This is a genomic window from Nocardiopsis oceani, assembly GCF_054777395.1.
This window is the reverse complement of sequence record NZ_BAAHAR010000030.1, coordinates 1-19,000: the sequence shown is the minus strand read 5'-3', so window position 1 is coordinate 19,000 and position 19,000 is coordinate 1. Positions and strand designations below refer to the sequence as shown.

Genomic DNA, 19,000 nt, shown 5'->3' with positions numbered 1-19,000 from the left:
GCCGATCTATGGCGGAGAACAGCACGCATGACGATACCTTCTTCGGCGCCTACGCCGATACCTGGTGGGACGACGAATCGACGATGGCCCCCCTGAAGTCGTTCAACCCGCTGCGTTTCTCGTATTTCGATCGCTTCGTGGACACGTGGGAGGGCAAGCGCGTCCTCGACGTGGGTTGCGGCGGGGGATACACGACGGAGTTTCTCGATGCTCGAGGAGCGCGGGTCTCTGGAATCGACTACTCCCCCAAACTGATCGGCGCAGCCCGCCACCACGCGGCGGAGACCGGCAAGGACATCCAGTATGAGGTCGGTGTCGCCGAGGAACTGCCCTATGAGGACGGTGCTTTCGATATCGTCACCTGCGTTGATGTCCTCGAACACGTGCGTAGCCCCGAGCAGGCCGTGCGCGAGATTCATCGGGTCCTCGCGCCGGGGGGGATCTTCCTGTACGACACGATCAACCGGACCCAACGCTCACGGGTGATGATGATCTGGATCCCCGAACGGCTCTTGGGAATCGTTCCCCGAGGGGCGCACGAGTGGAAGGATTTCATCACCACACGCGAGATGCTGGCCTACCTCTCCGGCGCGGGGTTCACCCCGGTGGGCAAGATGCTCGGCATCGCGATTCGTGGTCAGAACTCCGACGGCAGCCTCAAGGCCAAGCACACCAAGGACCTCTCCTCGCTTTACATGGGGGTCGCCAAACGTTGACCAACACTGTCAATGAAGGCGGAACCACATTCCGTTACTGAGCGCCCGGCTGGTTTTTCCTGGCCGGGCGTTTCGCGTGTTCCCGAATCAAGGGTGTGCAGGCGACGATCAGAAATCAGGAGAATCTCTCAAGATTTCATCAAGCTCGATGTCAAGGAAGCCGCGTGAGACTTGTTCTGGGACTTCGGTTTACCGGACCAGCCCGGCCGTTCGATATCGATCAGGAGGACCTGGACGTGTCACCGAAATCAGAAGTGACAGTGAACAAGGAGATCATCCGTCGGGTATTCGAGGATTTCGTGAACACCGGCGACTATTCCCTCGTCGATGAGGTCTACCGGCCGGACATGGTCGACCACCAAGCCCTGCCCGGTGCTCCGGAAGGGCTTGACGGGGTCCGATATACGATCGCGGGCCTTCGGGCCGGCTTTCCCGACCTGCACGTGACCATCGAGGAGATGAGCGCTCACCGCGACAACGTCGTTGTGCACAACACGTGGCGGGGCACACACCTCGGCGAGTTCCTCGGTATCGCGCCAACCGGGCGGAAGGTGGAGTTCAGCGGGGTCGTGGTCTGGCGCCTGCAGGACGGACTGATTGCGGAACGTTGGGGCATCGGGGTGGAGGGCACCCTGGTGGCCGAACTCGGGTTGGGCAGCCTGGCTCCGGGAGCACGCCCAGGGCGCTACCGCAGGGGGGAGACGCCGACCGCGCGCCAGGCCTTCGCCCTGAGCTTGGAGAACGTTCCTGCCTGGCGCGAACTCGACGCCCTCTTGAGCGGCGCTCGTATGGCAGAGTTTCAGGCCAGCCGTCGCCGGGTCGGCGCCGTCCGCGAGTCCTTCTCCTGCCAGTACTCCGATGGTGGGGCGCTCGTGCTCCAGACACTCGAGGCCCGAGATCCCAGGCGATCCGCCCGGCGGCTGACCACGTCGAAGGACCCCTTCGACCTGTGGCTGTCCGCGAGGGCCAAGGAGATCCTCGGGGTCGATCCCTGGCTACGTATCGCCGAGGGCGAGACGGCTGATAACGGACTTGACTGGTGCCTCCCCGTGGACCTGTCCCGAGCCCAGCGAACCAGTGCCTGAACCAGCACGCAGAGTTCCCTTCCCCAAGTGAGGTGAGCGTCCATGAGTATTGACAGCGGTGAGTCCGTGCCCGTCCCGACCGGGCCCTTCCTGGTCTTTCCCGGTCAAGGGTCCCAACGAGTGGCGATGTCCGCTCATCTGATCGAGCGCTATCCGCTGATCGCTGGCCCGGTCCTGGCTGAGGCCGACCGCGTGCTCGGGCTGCCTCTGGCGGAACTGTGCGCCTCGGGCAGTGCGCAGGAGCTCGCCCGCACCGAGGTAGCGCAGCCGGCCATTCTCGCGACCAGCCTGGCGACCCTGGCTGTCCTGCGCGAGCGCGGTCTGGAGCCAGCGGCAGTCGCGGGGCACAGCTTGGGCGAGTACACCGCGCTGGTGGCGGCCGGTGTGCTCACCACGGAGTCGGCCCTCCTGCTGGTTCGGGAGCGGGGAAGGCTGATGGCCACCGTGGGCGCCACGACGCCGGGGGCCATGGCCGCGATCGTCGGCTTGCCTGGTGAGCAGGTCAAGGAACTCTGCCGCGCGGGTGCCGCGCACGGCGTGGTCGAGGTCGCCAACTACAACGAGCCCAAGCAGACGGTGATTTCGGGCCGGGTCGCAGCGGTGGAGGAGGTCGTCGGGCTTGCCGTGGCAGCCGGCGCCGAGCGAGCGGCCCGCCTGGACGTTTCGGCCCCCTTCCACTGCAGCCTCATGGAGGCCATTGAGGAGGAGTTCGCGGCCGAAGTGGCCCGGCATAGCTTCCGGCCGCCCCGAACCCGCGTCATCAGCTCGGTCAGCGGTCGCGGTGTGGCCGACCCCGAGCGGATCCGCGAACTGCTGTGCTCTCAGCTCGTGGAGCCAGTGCTGTGGACCCAGGTCCTCGAAGCGGCCGGGAGCGGCTTCTCCGAACAGATCGAAGTGGGCCCCGGGCGCGTCCTCAGCGGCCTGGCGAACCGGGCCGGAACCGGACTCCGTGCCCGCAGTACCAACGACGCCCAGCGCCTGGCGGCAGTCGCCGTCTCCCTGTCCTCCCTGCAAGAAGTCTTCTGACCCCGAACGGTTCCCTCACGAAAGGCAGTTCCATGTCACAGATCGCCGCGCACCTGTCCATCGTCAACGAGGCCGTCGCCGACGGTCTGGGCCTTGACCTTGAGGAAGTTGAGCCGGACGCCAGCCTGCTGGAAGACCTCGGAGCGGAGTCCATCGACCTGCTCGACGTCTTGTTCCGCATCGAACGCAAGTCCGGCATCAAGATTACCGCCAGCGACCTGGCCGACTTCCTCCAGGGAGGTATCAGCGACGACGAGTTCAGCGACGACGACCACATCGTACTGGACGCGGGCCTGGCCCACCTGGAGAAGGTGCTGCCGCAGTTCGACCGAGCGCAGCTGCCTGAGCCGTTGGAGGCGGAGGGTGTCCTCGGCCTGTTTACCGTTCAGAACCTGGTCGACCTGGTCACCGCGCGCGGTGCGGATGCGTCCTGAACCTCCGGCCGAGGAGGCCACCGGTTGCGGGCACTCGCTCCGTACGGGAACCGACTTGGTGGACGTATCCGACCTCGGCCGGCGCCTCGCCCAGCAGCCGGGGCTCGCCGAGAGGGTCTTTACATACGCCGAGTTGAAGTACTGCCGTTCCCGCCGGCGGCGCTGTGACGAGCACCTGGCCGCGCGCTTCGCCGCCAAGGAAGCGGTTCTCAAGGCGTTGGGGACCGGCTTGTCACACGGAGTCGAATGGACGGAGGTCGAGATACCCAAGGAACTCGGGGGCCGTCCCCGCGTGGTCCTGCACGGCTCGGCCCGGCGGATCGCCCTGGGCCTCCGGGTCCGCGAGGTCGACGTCTCTCTGTCACACGCCGCTGGGCTGGCCATCGCCAACGCCGTGCTGATGACCGGTGGCTCAGCATCACACGAGGCACTCAGCGCATCGCCCACCTGAAGGCACCTCCTCCAAGGAAGACGGATCCCATGAAACTCCGAAACAGGGTCGCTCTGGTCACTGGCAGCTCACGCGGAATCGGTCGCAGCATCGCCTCGGCACTAGCGGAGGAGGGCGCGGCGGTCGCGGTGAACTACCGCTCGCGAGCCGAGGAAGCGGCGCAAGTGGTCAAACACATCGAGGAGACGGGTGGCCGTGCCGTCGCCCTGCAAGCCGACGTGTCCGACCCCGCGGAGGCCGAACGCCTGGTGGCAGAGGCCACCGAGGCCCTCGGAGGACCGCACATACTGATCAACAACGCAGGCGTCTCCGACGACTCACTCCTGCACAAGATGTCCGGTGACTCCTGGCGCCGGGTGATGGAGATCAACTTCGGCGGCGTCTTCAACTGCACACGCGCGGTCATGGACCACTTCATGATGGAGCGCGACGGAGCCATCGTGAACATCTCCTCCGGCATGGGCGAGCGGGGTTGGATGGGGCTGTCGACCTACGCGGCCTCCAAAGGAGCGGTCAACTCCTTCACCAAGTGCAGCGCCTTGGAGCTGGCCCGTTTCGGGGTCCGCGTCAACGCGGTCACCGCGGGTTTCGTGCCGACGGATCTTGTGGCTCCGCTGCTTGAACGGCACGCCTCCGGCGGCATCACCAAACAGATCCCGCTCGGCGACGTCGCCACCCCGGAACAGGTCGCCGACGTCGCGGTCTTTCTCGCGGGGCCCGGTGCCAGCTACATGACGGGCCAGTTGGTCGGTGTCGACGGTGGGTCGGACGCCCAGTTCGGGATCGGACGCCCCCTCCCGAAGTCCTCCCAATCCAGAGGAAGGTGAGCCGGTGCGCTTTCACCTCGTTGACCGAATCGACGCCTGGGCCCCCTGGGAGGGCCTGACGGCTCACAAGGCGACCTCGCGCTCGGAAGCCTATTGGCGCGGCGGCGTCCACGGCCCGGAGATGCCCGTCGGCCTGCTCACCGAGAGCCTGTGCCAAGCCGGAAACTGGCTGCTCTTGCTGAGCAGCGGGTATGAGCGCCGAGGCGCCCTACTCAAGGTCGGCTCCGTCACCGCGTACTCGCGGATCGTCCCCGGTGACGAACTGTGCCTACGGGTCGAGATGGTGTCCCTGCGGGAGGACTCCGCCGTGCTTGAAGGAAGCGTCACGGTTCGTGACCGATGCGTCCTGAGGGCATCGAGCATCATCTGCACAATTCTCTCCGGGGAGCTGTTCGACGATCCCGAAACCACGGCCCGTATGGGCTCCAGAATGCTCGGCGGGGAGGTACTGCGATGAAACGTGTCGTCGTCACCGGCATGGGTGCTGTCACACCGGTGGGCAACACCACGGAAGAGACGTGGGACGCACTGGTTCGAGGGCACAGCGGCGCCGGACCGATCACGGTCATGGACGCCAGCGGGTTCCCTGTGCGAATCGCGGCGGAAGTCGCAGATTTCGACTTCGACCAGGCGCTGCCGAAGTCGCGTGACCACCGGTTCTTGGAGCGCGCCGGGCAGTTCGGGGTGGCCTCCGCCTACCAGGCCCTGCGGGAAGCGGGCCTGGAACGACCCCACTACGCTCCCGATGACTGCGGCGTGGCAATGGGACACAGCGTCGGGCGCCCAACACCGCGTCGCATCCTTGAGATCGCGCGCGCACGCAAGGAGACCGGGAACGCGGAGGCCTGTGTCCGCCAGTCCCCGTCCGAGGCTCTGCGGTCCAGCCCCAACACCGCTTCGAACGCCATCGCCCGCTTGGTCCCAGCGGTAGGTCCGATGGTGAGCATCAGCACCGCATGCTCCGGTTCGGGGCACTCCATCGGTGAGGCCTTCCGCCTCATTCAGGAGGGCGACGTCCGCATGATGGTCGCCGGCGGGTTCGACTCACTCACCACATGGGTCGACCTGCTGGGCTTCAGCCTGCTGGGCGCGCTTACCACTGAGTACAACGAGGAGTCACACAGGGCCTCGCGGCCCTTCGACTCCGACCGCAGCGGGTTCCTCCTCGGTGAGGGCGGCGTCGCCCTCGTTCTGGAGGAGCGGAACTCAGCGATCGAGCGGGGGGCGGAGGTCCTCGCGGAGGTTGTCGGCTACTCCAGCACTCTGAACGCCTGGCGCATCACCGACTCACCGCCAGACGGGGCGGGGGCCGTGGAGGTCATGCAGGAGGCGGTCGCCGAATCAGGGCTCGGAAGCGATGCCTTCGACTTGGTCGTGGCGCATGGGACCTCCACTCCCGGCAACGACAAGTCCGAGACCGTGGCCATCCGCAAGGCCTTCGGGCCCCGAGCCGACCACCTGATGGTCACCGGGCCGAAGTCCATGGTGGGTCACCTTACGTCAGGGAGCGCGGCCCTGGGCGCTCTGGTCGCCATCGGTTCCATCCGCTCCTCGATGGTGCCCCCGACCCTGAATCTGGAGAATCCGGACCCCGCGTGCGATCTGGACTACGTGCCCGTGTGTGCGCGCCAGACCCCGGTGCGAGCGGCCCTGGTGAACGCCTTCGCCTTCGGCGGCACCAACACCTGTCTGGCCTTCGCGGCCCCGGAAGGAACGCGATGATCGCGATATCCAGTGGGGCGTTGCCCCAAGAGCTCGACCGCATCCTGCACGTGGAACCCGGATCCCATGCCATCGCCGCGCAGAGCTTTCCGGGGAGCCTGGACCTGTTCGCCGATCACTTTCCGAGATTCCCCGTGCTGCCTGGGCTGCTGCTCTTGGACTGCATGACCGAGGTCATGCTCCTGCCCCTCCTCGGACGCGGCGAGTGGAGTGTGGCCGCCTTCCGCGGTCTGTCCCTGATACATCCCGTGTTGCCCGGGGACACGGTTGAGGTCTCCGCCGACATCGTCGAGGAGCGACCGGACCGTGTCCGGGCCGTCGCCGCGGCCGAAGTCGACGCGAGGACCGTGGCCCGCGTACGCGAGGTCGTGCTCGTTCCGGCCGATGCGCCCTTGAGAACCGAGTGAGGAGAACCGTCATGGGACTGGACCGTGGAGGAAACCGCCGAGTGGCGGTCACCGGCATCGGGCTGATCACCCCCTTGGGCCAGGGAGCCGATTCGACCTGGCGGGGACTGCTGGACGGCCGGAGCGCGGTGGCCCCGATCGAACACTTCGACGCCAGTGCCCTGGAGTCACGGCTTGCAGCAGTGGTGGAGGGCTTCGCACCCGTCGACCACATGACCAAACGGGAACTCCGCACGCTGGTGCGGGAGGACCAGTTCGCGCTGGCGGCGGCGGGGCTGGCTCTGAAGGACGCCGGGATCGACGTCTCCGAACCCTGCGGGGCCCGTGCGGGAGTGTTTCTAGGCGGGGACAAGGAGACCTCCCGCATGGGGCCGTTCATCGACGCCGTGGCGGAGTTCGGCCGCGAGGACGGCGACGTCGACATGCACAGGCTTGGCAAGGAGGCGTCATCAGTCATCAACCCCCTCTTCTACATCGAAGGGCTCCAGCCGGCCGCGGTCTTCCACATATCCAAGAAGTTCGGTATGAGGGGTGCCAACGCCTACTTCCATGGGACCGCGGACTCCGGTGCCATGGCCGTGGGACGCGCGGCACGCTCCATCATGCGGGGTGAGTCTGGCACCGCGCTCTGCGGTGGCTCCAGCGTTGGTACGTCGTCGTGGATGCTCGCCAAGACCGACGCGGCCGGGTTCACGACCACCCGCAACGATCTCGGAGCGGGCGCGTGCAAGCCCTTCGACGCCAAGCGCACCGGTTCAGTACTCGGAGAGGGAGCGGCCCTCCTCCATCTGGAGGAGTACGAGAGCGCCCTCGCCCGGGGCGCTCGCGTGTACGCGGAGATCACCGGCTTCGGCTCCGGCAACGAGTGCGCGAGGATCCCCGCCCCCGATCCGGACGGGCGCGGACTGTCCCGGGCGCTGTCCCGGGCGATGGACGAGTCTCACTGGTCTGAGGTCGACTTCGTCACCGCCCACGGGTCGGCCACGCGGTCGGGCGACCTCAGCGAGGCGCGAGCCCTGCACAAGAGTCTGGGGCCCCGGACAGGACATGCCCGGGTCACCAGTGTCAAACCCCAGACCGGTCACCTGGCGGCGGGGGCGGGGGCGCTTAACGCGGCGGTCGCGGCACTGTCCCTGCGCAAGGGGGTTGTCCCTCCCACCATCAACGTGGACGATCCCGATCCCGAATGCGACCTGAACCTCGCGCTCGGGGCCGACACCGCCGCGGCGCCCAGGACGGCCCTGGCCGTGGGCAGGGGCGTCGAGGGGCAAGCGGTCGCCCTCGCCCTGGCGGCAGCACGTACCTGATCCACGATCTTGGACGGACCGCCACGGGGTCCGCCAGCAGAAGGGACCAATGCCATGGAAGACTCCGGCCGAACAGTTCGTGCGGACCGCCTGCCGGTCATCGCGGGAATGGGGGCGATCACGGCCTTCGGACGCGGCGTGGACGCCCTCTGGGAGGGCGTCGTATCTGGAAAGACCGCCATCGGTCCGGTCGAGGGACACCTGGTCGAGGGCGTCCCGGAGCCTATCGGCGGAGCCGTGCCCGACCTTGCACGCGAACCGGGCGCGGGCAACGACGCACAGCGGGATCCGACGGTCGAGTTCGCACTTACCGCGGCACGGGAGGCGATCGACTCCTCCGCCTTGCCCGTGACGGGCGGGGCGCCGGGCGCCGTTCCGGCTCACCGGTGGGGTGTGGTCGCCGGGAGCTGCAACGGGGGCCTCCAGACGGTCGAGGAGGCACTGCGCCCGAACTCCTCCCGAGGCTTGCGCGACATGGTCGTGGTCTCGCCCCAGACGGTGGCCGAAGTCCTCAGCGCCGAGTTCGGCATCACCGGGCCCACGTACTCGGTCAACACCGCCTGCGCTTCCAGTGCCCACGCCATGGGACACGCGGCGGAGATGATCCGGCTCGGACAGGTGGACGTGGTCCTCGTCGGCGGCAGTGACGCGTTCAGCGCCACGGCCTTCGCCGGCTTCCACCAGCTCGGAGCGCTCTCGGCCACGCCCGCTTCGCCCTACTCACTGGGTAGGAACGGGCTCTCCCTCGGGGAGGGCAGCGGAATGCTCGTGCTCGCGGCACGGGACGTCGTGCGTGAGGCTGACGGACACGTGCTCGCCCACTTGCTCGGGTACGGGTTCTCGGCCGACGGCCACCATGCCACAGCGCCGCATCCGCAGGGCGAGGGTGCGGCCCGAGCCATCACGGCGGCGATTGCCATGTCGGGGCTCGACCCCCAGGACATCGATTACGTTAACGGTCACGGAACCGGTACCCCCAAGAACGACCCTGCCGAGAGTAACGCTGTGCGTGCCTCCCTTTCGGAAGCGGCCCGGGACATTCCGCTGAGCAGCTCGAAGTCGATGATCGGCCACCTGTTGGGGGCGGCGGGAGCGGTCGAGGCGATTATCAGCGTGCGGGCGATGCAGGAGCAGACCTTGCCGCCCACCGCGAATCTTGTGGCCCTCGACCCGAAGTGCGGCCTGGACCCGGTTCCCGAGGCCCGTCCCGCGCCACTGCGTGCCGTGCTCAGCAACAACTTCGCCTTCGGGGGAGCCAACGCCACACTCGCGCTGGCGCACTCCGCGATCCGGCACCCGGGGGCCGCACCCGCCGAACCCGAGAACGTCGTGATCACGGGCATGGGGGTGCTGACCCCGGCCGGACAGTCACCCGACGCCCTCTGGGACGCCTTCGCCGACCAGGAAGGCCTCGCTCCTGAGGGCGGTCGGGTGCTGCGGGTGGACTTCGATCCGGACGAGTACACTTCCCCCCGCGAACGCCGGAGGGTGGACGGCCAGGGGTTGATCGCGCTGGCCTCGGCCCGCCGAGCCCTGGAGGACGCGGGGTTGGAACCCGGTCATCGTGTGGGCGTCGTGCTCGGGACCGGCTCGGGGCCGACCCAGAGCCTGGAGGACTTCGCCGTACCGGTCATTGAATCCGGCCCCGAAGCAGGAAGCCCCGGTGTCTTTCCCAACACGGTCTACAACGCCGCGGCCGGCCAGGTGGCCCAGATCCTGGGGGTCAGGGGGCCCACCTCCACGCTGACCGCTAACCACGCCGCCGGGGCCACAGCCCTGTGCGTGGCACACGACCTTCTGGCGTCCGGTCAGGCCGACGCCGTGGTGTGCGTGGCCGCGGAGACGCTCGCCCCGATGGCTGAGCGTGTCTACCGATCCCTGCCCCTGCTAGGCGCCAGCGGTGCGCGCTACTCGCTCACCGAAGCCGGGATCGCCTTCGTCCTGGAACGAGGAGCTCACGCTCGCGAACGCGGTGCCGGTGCCCTGGGGACGTTGGCGGGCTACGGGATGGCCTCGGACGCTCTCGGCCAAGGGCGCTGGGACCCGCGGGGACGCGGAGTGGAGCGAGCCATGCGGTCAGCTCTCAACGGTGGCGCGATGCCTTCGACCGTGTGGCTCAACGCCGCGGGTATCGCCTCCGTCGACGGCCCGGAACGGCGGGCGCTGTCGCGGTTCACCGCTGAACTCGGTTTCTCGCCCGCCCTGTGCGCGCCCAAGGTCCTCCTTGGTGAACCGGTCGGGGCCGGGGCTCATCTGTCCATCGCCCTGGCACTGACCGGAGCGCGCCGGGGAGAGGGCACCGGTGACTTCCTGGTCAACAGCTCATCGCTGGGTGGCGGCCACGTCTCCCTCCTCCTGCGAACCGAAACGGAGTGACGACATGCTCACACCCTCTCTGCACGTCCGCGTCCTCAGCACGGGCGCCCATGTCCCCGGCCCTCCGATCTCCAACGACGACCTGGCCAAGCTGGTCGGTCCGCTGCCGCAGGACGTGCTGCAGGGCATGCAAGTGAGCCGACGGCACTGGTTGATCGATCCGGCCACCGGCGAGCACCAGACGAGTACCAGCGCCATGGCCGCTGCCGCCGCCCGACAGGCCCTGGCACGGGCCCGGGTGTCCGCGGACGAGGTGGACCTCGTGGTGATGTCGACCGCGAGCCCGGAGTACCCCCTGCCCGCTTCGGTCACCTACGTGCAGGAGGAGCTCGGACTGGCACAGTGCGCGGTCGTCGAACTGCGGGCCGGCTGCGTGGGCGCGGTCCAGGCCTTCGACCTGGCCCGCCGCTATCTCAGTGACGGGGACTACCGGACGGCACTGGTGATCGGGGCCGAGTCGATCTCCCCGGCCCTGGCGCCCCTCTTCCTCGGCCGGGAACCGGAGAAGATCCGGATGCGCGATCGACTACCGGTCTACACCTTCGGTGACGGCGCCGGCGCGGCGGTTCTCCGAGGGGTCGACCGGTCGGCCGCCCGAGGAGAGGGCACGTACGCCACCGGCTGCGTGGGCGCTCTCCAGCGTCCGGGGATGCGGATCGTCGGGGGAGGGACCGACATTCCCGCCCATCGTCAGCAGGCGCGAAAGCGCATGATCGACCTCCAGCTCGACATTCGCGCCACGGCCGAGTCCGGTCCCCGCGTCTTCACCGAGGCACTGACGGACATGCTCAACCGCTCCGGACTGTCACTGAGTGAGATCGACGCCTGTGTCCTTCCGGAGGGCAACGCGGAGTACTTCACCCGGGAGATGGTGCAGGCGGGACTCACCGAGGAGGACTTCGCGGTGCTCCAGAGCCGCGTCCTCGAGAACCTGGCCGACGTGGCCGCCACGGGTTCGGCCGCCGTCCCCCTGGCACTGAACGACGCCTGGCAGTCGGGCCGGCTGAGGCGCGGTGACACGGTGATGCTCTTGGCCATCGAGGCCAGCCGGTTCTTGTACGCCGGCTTGACCCTGTCCTGGAACGCACCGGCACCGGACAAGGACGAGTCCGGGGGGTTGGTGTTCGTGTGACTACGCCGATCACGATCGTCGGGGGAGGCATCGCCGGCCTCACGGCCGCAGTCACTGTGGCGGAGGCCGGGGTTCCCGTGCGCCTCTACGAGGCCCACAGTGTTCTCGGGGGCCGTGCCCGGACCGCCGCAGGCCCGTACCGAACCAACAACGGGACCCACACCTTCTACGCCGACGGCGCACCGTGGGAATGGTTGGCCGAGCGCGGCTTCGTCACGCCCTACGTCCGGCTCGGTCTGCGCGAGATCATGCGGATGCGTTTCTGGCGCGGCGGCAAGATCCGCACGATGGTCTCCCGGGACTACAGCCGCATGGTGGTGCGAGGCAGGAGACTGACCGCTCCCGTCGACCGGTCCTTCGCCGACTGGGGCGGTGAGCACTTCGGGGAGGCCGCGGTCCGCGAGGCGGCCGGGTTCCTCGGCCCCGCGCTCTACGACGCCGACCCGGGGCGGCTCTCCGCGGCTTTCGTGTTCGAGCGTTTGCTGAGGGTCGGCAGACCCCGCTACCCCTTGCCCACCCGCTACCCGATCGGAGGATGGGGGGCCGTCATCGACCGCATGTCCGCGCGGGCACAGGAGCTGGGTGCGGTGATCGAGACCGGCGCCAGGGTGCACGAACTGCCCGATGACGGGCCGGTGGTGGTTGCGGCGTCGATGGCCGCTTCCAGGGCTCTGCTACGCGACGAGTCGCTGGCGGAGGAGAGCGGGGCGGCCGTCATGCTCGACGTGGGCCTGACCTCGCGAAGGGGCGATCGCTTGATCCTCTTCGACCTGGACGAGGGGGGTTTCGTCGGCCGGTACACCAGCCACGACCCCTCCCTGGCCCCGGCGGGGGAATCCCTCTTCCAGAGCTCCCTCCCCGTGCGTTCAGGAGAGTCCAAGTCGGCGGCCCTGTCCCGGATCGAGGCGCTGCAGGACCTCGCCGCGCCCGGCTGGCGTGACCGAGTCACGTGGCGCAAGGACTACGTCTCGCGCGGACGCACCGGGGCACTCGACCTTCCCGGGCGCACCTGGAGGGACCGTCCCGCCATCGACCGGGGCGGCGGTGTCTTCCTGTGCGGCGACGGTGTCGCCGCACCGGGCGTGCTGGTCGAGGTCTCTGTCAACAGCGCTTTGACAGCCTCCCGCCTGGCGGTGGAGGCGGTTTCCCGGAATCGTGCCTGAAGCGGGGGCAGTACAAGGCCGCGGGGCGGTGCGGTACTCGGCCGCGCAAGAGTCCGCTCGCCCCCGGTCCGGTCATCGGCCTGTCCCTTGCCGGGGGACGCCGGAGCACAGAACGCAACCGAAGGAATGAACATGTGGGAACTGCTTGCCCTAGTCCTGTTGGTGATCGCGGCCTTGGCGAACGCCTCAGTCTTCGGTACCGACTTCTTCTGCGCGGTCGTCGCGCGCTCAGCGATGTCCCGAGTGGACGACGGCACACTCGGACGCACCATGGGTTTCATCCACTACTACGGTGATCGCAGGATGCCGATCCCCGGTGTCGTGGCAATGGTGGCCTCCATCCTCGCCGCGGTGTCCGCGAGCCTGGCAGGGTCCTTCGCCGCGGCGGCACTGATCGCCTCGGGTGTCATCGCGGCCGCGGTGTGGCTTGCCATCTACGCCCGTGTGAGTGCGCCGTTGAACAAGGTTATGGTGGCGGCCGTGCTGGAGGACCGCGTACCTTCCGACATCCGCGAGCTGCAGCGGCGCTGGGACAGCGTCATCAACCTTCGCGTGCTGCTGCAGGGGTACCCCCTGGCGGCTCTGTGCGTCTCGATCGCCCTGCTCTGAGGGAGGCCCGTCCCCCAGAGCACGGGGCCAGCTCTGGGATGTGGGGTGGTGGCGCCGGAGCGGTGTCACCGCCTCACGGCTCGGGCGGCAGGTAGTCGATGCCCCAGATCCGTGAAATCTCGCTCAGCATGTCCTCGAAGAGCGGTTCGGCGTCTCGCAGGATGAACCGGAAGTGCCCGAAGGCCTCCAGGCTGACGGATCCCTGCAGCCGTTCCCAGCACTTCACCATGGCGAGTAGGACACCCAGGGGCAGGTCCAGATCCAGGTTCCGCCGGTAGGTGTCCAGCTGTTCCCGCAGGGCCGGATCGATCTCGGAGTCAGGCGTGACGGCGAACGAGCTGTTCTCCGACAGCCGCAGGAACAGCCGTAGGAACGTCTCACCGAAGCGTCGGCCGGAGGCGCTGGTCGCGTCGTCCTCGTAGATGTCGAACCCGGGGATGGGAGCGCCGAAGATCAGCGCGTACTCGTGCGGGTTGGTCATGGCCCAGGCACGGAAGGCCCTGGCGGCCGCGAGCAGGCTCTCGTTGGGCCGCTCGTGGGCCTGGGCCGCCTCCTGCACATGGTCGGTGGCGTCCGCGTATACCTCGCTCACCATGTGGCTGATGAGGTCTTCGAGGTTGCTGAAGTAGTGGTAGATCGACGGCGGTGTCATACCTACGTCCCGGGCGATCGCCCTCAGGGTGATCGCCTCCAGGCCCTTCTCAGAGAGCAGACGCCTCGCCGTCTCGATGAGCTCCCTCGTTGTCGACACTCGAAGACGTTCTCTGCGCGTGAGTGCCACGCTGCGCCCCCTCGTTCCTCACTGTCCTCCGGGCTGTTCGGATGACGCTTAGTCTAACAGCATTGACTTTGTCTAACGCTGTATGAGAACTTAACAGCATTAGTCTCAGTGAATCGGATTCGTAGAGAGGTAGTCATGCTGGAACGCTGGGGGAGGTTCGTCCATCGGTTCCGTTGGCCGGTGCTTGTGCTGACGCTCTTGGCCACTGTCGGTGCCTCGATCTGGGGCCCGGGGGTCTTCGGGGCCGTTGACAACGCCGGTGGTTTCAACGTGCCGGGCAGCGAGAGCGATGAGGCTGCGGAGATCATCGAGGAGGAGATCGACGACATCCGTGCCGATGTGGTCGTTCTCTACGAGTCCGACGACCTGACAGTTGACGAAACCGAGTACCGGGAGGCCGTCGACCGTGTACTGGACGGTCTGCCGTCGGGGCTGGTCGAAAGCTCGGAGACTTACTGGTCCCTCACCGAGCAGGCTCTGGTCGAGTTCGAACAGGTTCCAGGCTTCGAGGAGGAGGGAGCTCCGGGATCCGAGGAGGATGCGGCCCCCGGAGAGGAGCCGGATCCCTTCCAAGGCCTGGTTAACGACGAGCGGACGTCGACCTACGCGGTCCTCCAGATCGTCGGCGAGGACACGCAGACGAGAGTGAACAACTTCGAGGAAGTCGCCGACGAACTGCGGGAAGCGGACGGGCTCAGCGCCTCAGTCGGGGGTCAGACCGCGACCGAGGCGACGATCTCTCACCAGACCGAGGCGGACGTGACCACGGCAGAAATGATCTCGCTGCCGCTGCTCATGCTCTTGCTGCTCTTCGTGTTCGGAACGTTCACCTCCGCGCTCCTGCCCATGGCGGCGGCCGGTATGTCGACGGTCGGTTCCTTCGCCGTGTTGCTCGGGCTGACCTACATCACAGACATCTCGATCTTCGCGATCACCATCGCCACCATCCTGGCCCTGGTCTTGGCTGTCGACTACGGACTGATCCTCGTCTCGCGTTACCGAGAGGAACTCAGGCGGGGTCGCAGGGACGCCGATGCCGTGGCGGCTACCATGGCCACGGCGGGGAGCACCGTCCTAGTGTCCGGTGTGATCGTGGCGGTCTCGCTCAGTGGCCTTCTGCTCTTCCCGCAGATGTTCCTGCGTTCGATGGGCTTCGGCGGTATCGCCACTGTCGTGGTCGCGATGCTGAGCGCGCTCACCACACTGCCTGCTCTCCTGGCCATCTTGGGCACCCGTGTCAACTCGCTGAAGATTCGGAAGATGTCTGCGGCTCCTCGCGGCAACGGCACGGAAGGTATCTGGGGCACCATCGCGCACAGTGTCATGCGCAGGCCCGTCGTCTATCTTGTCGCCTGCCTGGGCGCCATGCTGGCGCTGTCCGTTCCCATCCTGCGCCTGGAACCGGGCGGTGTGGACGAGCGGGTCCTGCCCGAGGGTACGGAGGTGCGCGAGGTGGCGGCGGCGCTGGAGGCAGACTTCCCGCCCAATGCCACCTCTCCCATCGATGTCGTGGTCGTCGGCGGCACGAGCGAGGGCGACCTCGCGGACTACGTCGACCGCATCGCCGACGTCTCGGGTATCGATGAGGCCGGCGTCGTCGGCGCGGAGGGCGACTTCCACCAACTGAGGCTGGACTACGAGCTGGACTGGCAGAGCTCCGAGGCGAGGGACCTGGTGGCCGAGGTTCGGAGCGTGGAGGTTCCGGACGGTACCGACGTCCTGGTGGGTGGCTCCAGCGCTGACCTGGTCGACCAGTTCGAGGCGATGCTCGAGACGCTCCCCTGGGCGGCGTTGCTCGTGGGCGTAACCGTCTTCATCATGCTGTTCCTGTCCTTCGGATCCATCGTCATGCCGTTGAAGGCCATGCTGATGAACCTCCTTTCGGTATCGGTGGCTTTCGGCGCGCTTGTGTGGATCTTCCAGGAGGGAAACCTGGCCGGAACGCTGGGCTTCACCCCCACCGGCACGCTCGATCCTTCCTCGCTCGTCCTCATCTTCGCCATCCTGTTCGGACTGTCGATGGACTACGAGGTATTCATGCTCTCCCGGGTCCGGGAGCAGTACGACCTGACCGGCGACAACAAGCGCTCCGTCGCGATGGGCCTGCAGAAGACCGGGGGGCTGGTCACCGCGGCGGCCCTACTGCTTCTCGTGGTGGTCGGATCGTTCTCCTTCTCGGGGATCACGTTCATCCAGATGATCGGTATCGGGATGATCATCGCCATCACTGTCGACGTCGTGGTCATCCGCACCCTGCTTGTGCCAGCGACGATGCAGGTCATGGGCAACGCCAACTGGTGGGCGCCGGGTCCCCTGGCCCGTCTGTACCGCTCTTACGGCATCCGGGAGCACGACGGCGAGGTGAAGGAGTCCGGCCCGGAGCAGGAATTGGTCCGGACGTGATCCCTGGGTCGGCCGGTGATCCCTGGAACCCGCCAGCACACCGGCCGACCCCGAACCGTGTCCCCCGGGAGATGCCGTGCCACCTGGAAGAAGCCATCCACACGGTCACCCGGTACCGGAACCGGCGCGCGCGTACACGTGTTGCAGAGCTCCGAAACGGTAGAGCTGGCTCTTCGCCTCGTGGACTCTGAGCAGGTGCTGGTCCGCGAGCTGTTCCAGTTTGCTCCGCGCTCTCGTCAGGCTTTCCGATCCCAGGAGCGTGCTCACCTGTTCAGCCGAGAACCAATCGCGTCCGGCGACCGAGCCGAGATCCAGGAAGAAGCGGGCCAGAGCCGGATCGAGGGTGCGCAGAACGTTGTCGAAGCAGTCCTGCACGTCGAATCCGCCGTACCGGATCTCGTCGAGGCGTCCAGCGGGGGTGTACATGAGCTCCACGAGTCGGCGCAACGACCAATAGGGATGAGTGGCCAGTCGCGCTGCGACCGCCCTGAGTGCCAGCGGCAGGCCGTCGCACATCCGCACCAGGTTCTCGGCGGCACAGGGTTCGCGGTCCACACGCGCTCGGCCGATCGTCTCTCGGAGCATCCGCATGGACTCGTGCTCCGAGAACTCCTTCAGGTAGATCAGCTGGGCTCTTGGAAGGTACAGACGGGACCGACTCGTCAGGATCAGCCCGCAACCGGCCACCTTGGGGACGAGCGATGCGAACGGCTCCGCGTCGACCGCGTTGTCCAGGAGGATGAGCACGCGGAGGTTGGCGAGCAGGAGACGCAGGCGCATCGCGCGGCCGCACGCGCTGTCCGGGACCGTTTTTTCACCCAGCGCCTTCAAGAGGGCTTCCATGAGGTCCGCGGGGCACTCCGGCCGGCCCTCTGGGGAAGTGCTGCTGACGAAGAACTGCCCGTCCGGATAGTGGGAGGCCACCTCGTGAGCCACCCGCAGTGCGAGTTCGGTCTTTCCGATGCCGACTCCACCGGAGATGACGGCGACTGGGGGGCGGGCGTGTGTTCGGCCGAAATGCGCCAACAGTTGCTCGGTCTCCTGCTCACGTCCGCTGAAACCGTCGACGTCGGTGGGCATGCTGGTGGGGACGAGGGGAGGATCGCCTTGCGCCGTTCGCGGGTCGGCACGGTGGCGGAGTTCGACCGGCGGCGTCTCGGCAGGAAAGTCGCCCCGGAGAATTTTCTGGTGGAGTTCCTGGAGCCGAACGCCCGGATCGGTTCCCAGCTCCTCCGCCAGTCTGTGCCGCATCCGATTGTAGGACTCCAACGCGTGCGAGCGCTGACCGCTCAGGTAGAGGGCTTGGATCAACCGTTCGTGCAAGTGTTCACTCAGCGGTGATTCCAGGAGTTCGGTGGTGAGGCGCTGGATGGTCGCCGATGCCCGGCCAGCCTGTATCTCGCTGTCGGCCCAGGCACAGAGAAGTTCGTCCTTGAGTGGACGCAAGCCCTCTCGGAAACGGTTTGCCCAGTCAGTGGTGATGCCGGTCAAGGGGTCCGAGGACCAGAGCGAAATCGCCTCGGCGAGACGGTCGGAACTCGTCGGGAGACCGGGGGCGGTGCGGGATTCGGTCAGGAGGAAGCGGACCCGATGCAGATCCACCCGGAGGGGGTCCACCGCGAGCCGGTATCCGCGAGTGTCCTTGATCAGCGGGACCCCGGCATCACAGTGTGCCAGGATCCGCCGTATGCGGGCGATGTAGGTGTATACGACATTGCGTACTCCGGAGGGTGGGGACTCGTCCCAAATCCTGCTGATCAGGGTGTCCATCGAGACCGGGCTGTCGGCATCTGCCAGCAGTGCGGCGAACGCGGTTCGTTGGCGTTTGGGTCCCAAGGCGATGTTTCGCCCACCGTTCACCACCTCCACCGGGCCGATTAGCTGGAACCTGGCCAGATCAGGCTCGTGTGTACCGGGGTCGGAAGGGCCATTGACCAGTGCATTTGCATCAGCGGGAAGTGTCGTACGCGCCTGAAAACCTTGCATCGTTCCTCGGGCCTCTAGTTTGCTCATCGGCACCACTCGCACACAGGGTGGAGGTTGTTCTGCTGCTTGACTGAGCCCTGGGAAGAAATTCCTGGTGCGAGTGGCGGGGGATTTCAGTGCATCAAGAAAACCACTGTAGTTGAATTTTATCGGTCAGACTTGGGGTGAAGTCTGCCATAAATGCGTTGGCGAGAGGTTGGGATAAGCAGATATGGAAAATTGAATATTTCTAATTCGTCACCATGTGTATTGAGGTTTTCACTGATTGCGACTGCAGTCTGTAGGGATGTTTCGGTCACTGGCGCCAAGATGTACGATAGTGCTGACAGGTTAAATGTCAACGATATCTGCAAATTTTATGAGGTTAATATTTAGTGTCATTTCTTACAGCATCCGTGATGTCCTCGATCGCGTCCTGATCGCATCACCGGGGACGACCTCGCCCCGGGGTGACTGTTCAGGTCTTTGGGTGAGTTGATCGGTTCGCCTGCGAGAGGGACCCCTGGGCTGCAACGATGAACCCGTGACCTCCTCCGACCAGACCGCGCCCTCCTACGAGGAGCTCGCCGCGCTGG

At 66.8% G+C, this 19,000-nt stretch carries 17 protein-coding genes; 15 read left to right on the top strand and 2 right to left on the bottom strand.

Translation table 11 applies throughout. The features are described 5' to 3' along the window. Window positions 1-8: 8 nt before the first annotated feature. The 14 genes from ubiG (at window position 9) to ACYVDG_RS18710 (ending at window position 13,255) form a co-directional block, all read left to right on the top strand. Window positions 9-716: a bifunctional 2-polyprenyl-6-hydroxyphenol methylase/3-demethylubiquinol 3-O-methyltransferase UbiG gene (gene ubiG, locus ACYVDG_RS18775; protein WP_460754380.1), complete on the top strand. Its 708-nt coding sequence runs from the start codon at window positions 9-11 to the stop codon at window positions 714-716. Window positions 717-976: 260 nt separating this feature from the next. Then, window positions 977-1,801, top strand: a complete 825-nt coding sequence (locus ACYVDG_RS18770; protein ID WP_460754375.1) for an ester cyclase — start codon at window positions 977-979, stop codon at window positions 1,799-1,801. Window positions 1,802-1,843: 42 nt separating this feature from the next. Beyond that, window positions 1,844-2,827, top strand: coding sequence for an ACP S-malonyltransferase (gene fabD / locus ACYVDG_RS18765; protein WP_460754371.1), 984 nt, complete (start codon window positions 1,844-1,846; stop codon window positions 2,825-2,827). 32 nt (window positions 2,828-2,859) lie between these two features. Then, window positions 2,860-3,261: an acyl carrier protein gene (locus ACYVDG_RS18760; RefSeq protein WP_460754367.1), complete on the top strand. Its 402-nt coding sequence runs from the start codon at window positions 2,860-2,862 to the stop codon at window positions 3,259-3,261. Continuing rightward, window positions 3,251-3,712, top strand: a complete 462-nt coding sequence (acpS, locus tag ACYVDG_RS18755; RefSeq protein ID WP_460754363.1) for a holo-ACP synthase — start codon at window positions 3,251-3,253, stop codon at window positions 3,710-3,712. Before ACYVDG_RS18760 ends, acpS begins: the two co-directional genes overlap by 11 nt. A 29-nt stretch (window positions 3,713-3,741) precedes the next feature. Then, window positions 3,742-4,539, top strand: coding sequence for an SDR family NAD(P)-dependent oxidoreductase (locus tag ACYVDG_RS18750; RefSeq protein ID WP_460754360.1), 798 nt, complete (start codon window positions 3,742-3,744; stop codon window positions 4,537-4,539). A gap of 4 nt (window positions 4,540-4,543) precedes the next feature. Next, entirely contained in the window at window positions 4,544-4,996 is a 453-nt protein-coding gene (locus ACYVDG_RS18745) for a 3-hydroxyacyl-ACP dehydratase FabZ family protein (protein WP_460754357.1), read from the top strand. Continuing rightward, window positions 4,993-6,261: a beta-ketoacyl-[acyl-carrier-protein] synthase family protein gene (locus ACYVDG_RS18740; protein WP_460754352.1), complete on the top strand. Its 1,269-nt coding sequence runs from the start codon at window positions 4,993-4,995 to the stop codon at window positions 6,259-6,261. The genes ACYVDG_RS18745 and ACYVDG_RS18740 overlap by 4 nt, the downstream gene beginning before the upstream one ends. Next, window positions 6,258-6,668 carry a 3-hydroxyacyl-ACP dehydratase FabZ family protein gene (locus tag ACYVDG_RS18735; RefSeq protein ID WP_460754348.1) on the top strand — a complete coding sequence of 137 codons (411 nt, stop codon included), beginning with the start codon at window positions 6,258-6,260 and terminating at the stop codon, window positions 6,666-6,668. Before ACYVDG_RS18740 ends, ACYVDG_RS18735 begins: the two co-directional genes overlap by 4 nt. An 11-nt stretch (window positions 6,669-6,679) precedes the next feature. Further along, the gene (locus tag ACYVDG_RS18730) at window positions 6,680-7,975 is read left to right on the top strand and encodes a beta-ketoacyl-[acyl-carrier-protein] synthase family protein (protein ID WP_460754345.1); all 1,296 of its coding nucleotides are present in this window, start codon (window positions 6,680-6,682) and stop codon (window positions 7,973-7,975) included. A 54-nt stretch (window positions 7,976-8,029) separates the two neighbouring features. Next, window positions 8,030-10,351: a beta-ketoacyl synthase N-terminal-like domain-containing protein gene (locus ACYVDG_RS18725; RefSeq protein WP_460754340.1), complete on the top strand. Its 2,322-nt coding sequence runs from the start codon at window positions 8,030-8,032 to the stop codon at window positions 10,349-10,351. 4 nt (window positions 10,352-10,355) lie between these two features. Beyond that, window positions 10,356-11,483 carry a 3-oxoacyl-ACP synthase III family protein gene (locus ACYVDG_RS18720; RefSeq protein ID WP_460754337.1) on the top strand — a complete coding sequence of 376 codons (1,128 nt, stop codon included), beginning with the start codon at window positions 10,356-10,358 and terminating at the stop codon, window positions 11,481-11,483. Further along, window positions 11,480-12,646: a phytoene desaturase family protein gene (locus ACYVDG_RS18715; RefSeq protein ID WP_460754333.1), complete on the top strand. Its 1,167-nt coding sequence runs from the start codon at window positions 11,480-11,482 to the stop codon at window positions 12,644-12,646. Before ACYVDG_RS18720 ends, ACYVDG_RS18715 begins: the two co-directional genes overlap by 4 nt. Window positions 12,647-12,778: 132 nt before the next feature. Beyond that, entirely contained in the window at window positions 12,779-13,255 is a 477-nt protein-coding gene (locus ACYVDG_RS18710) for a hypothetical protein (RefSeq protein ID WP_460754328.1), read from the top strand. A gap of 73 nt (window positions 13,256-13,328) precedes the next feature. On the opposite strand, the gene ACYVDG_RS18705 is transcribed toward ACYVDG_RS18710, so the two are convergent. Next, on the bottom strand, window positions 13,329-14,006 hold the full coding sequence (locus tag ACYVDG_RS18705) for a TetR/AcrR family transcriptional regulator (RefSeq protein ID WP_460754325.1): 678 nt from the start codon (window positions 14,004-14,006) through the stop codon (window positions 13,329-13,331). A gap of 210 nt (window positions 14,007-14,216) precedes the next feature. Here ACYVDG_RS18705 and ACYVDG_RS18700 point away from each other — a divergent pair, with 210 nt between their 5' ends. Further along, window positions 14,217-16,439: an MMPL family transporter gene (locus ACYVDG_RS18700; protein WP_460754322.1), complete on the top strand. Its 2,223-nt coding sequence runs from the start codon at window positions 14,217-14,219 to the stop codon at window positions 16,437-16,439. Between the two features lie 105 nt (window positions 16,440-16,544). Here ACYVDG_RS18700 and ACYVDG_RS18695 read toward each other — a convergent pair whose 3' ends face one another. Then, a complete protein-coding gene (locus ACYVDG_RS18695) occupies window positions 16,545-18,299 on the bottom strand; it encodes an AfsR/SARP family transcriptional regulator (protein WP_460754319.1) in 1,755 nt (584 codons plus the stop codon). Window positions 18,300-19,000 lie beyond the last annotated feature (701 nt).

Bases quoted from the DNA above. Each gene is read 5' to 3' on its own strand.
- ACYVDG_RS18730 (WP_460754345.1), top strand. From the start codon at position 6,680: ATGGGACTGGACCGTGGAGGAAACCGCCGAGTGGCGGTCACCGGCATC.
- ACYVDG_RS18760 (WP_460754367.1), top strand. From the start codon at position 2,860: ATGTCACAGATCGCCGCGCACCTGTCCATCGTCAACGAGGCCGTCGCC.
- ACYVDG_RS18725 (WP_460754340.1), top strand. From the start codon at position 8,030: ATGGAAGACTCCGGCCGAACAGTTCGTGCGGACCGCCTGCCGGTCATC.
- ACYVDG_RS18750 (WP_460754360.1), top strand. From the start codon at position 3,742: ATGAAACTCCGAAACAGGGTCGCTCTGGTCACTGGCAGCTCACGCGGA.
- acpS (WP_460754363.1), top strand. From the start codon at position 3,251: ATGCGTCCTGAACCTCCGGCCGAGGAGGCCACCGGTTGCGGGCACTCG.
- ACYVDG_RS18740 (WP_460754352.1), top strand. From the start codon at position 4,993: ATGAAACGTGTCGTCGTCACCGGCATGGGTGCTGTCACACCGGTGGGC.
- ubiG (WP_460754380.1), top strand. From the start codon at position 9: ATGGCGGAGAACAGCACGCATGACGATACCTTCTTCGGCGCCTACGCC.
- ACYVDG_RS18735 (WP_460754348.1), top strand. From the start codon at position 6,258: ATGATCGCGATATCCAGTGGGGCGTTGCCCCAAGAGCTCGACCGCATC.
- fabD (WP_460754371.1), top strand. From the start codon at position 1,844: ATGAGTATTGACAGCGGTGAGTCCGTGCCCGTCCCGACCGGGCCCTTC.
- ACYVDG_RS18710 (WP_460754328.1), top strand. From the start codon at position 12,779: ATGTGGGAACTGCTTGCCCTAGTCCTGTTGGTGATCGCGGCCTTGGCG.
- ACYVDG_RS18720 (WP_460754337.1), top strand. From the start codon at position 10,356: ATGCTCACACCCTCTCTGCACGTCCGCGTCCTCAGCACGGGCGCCCAT.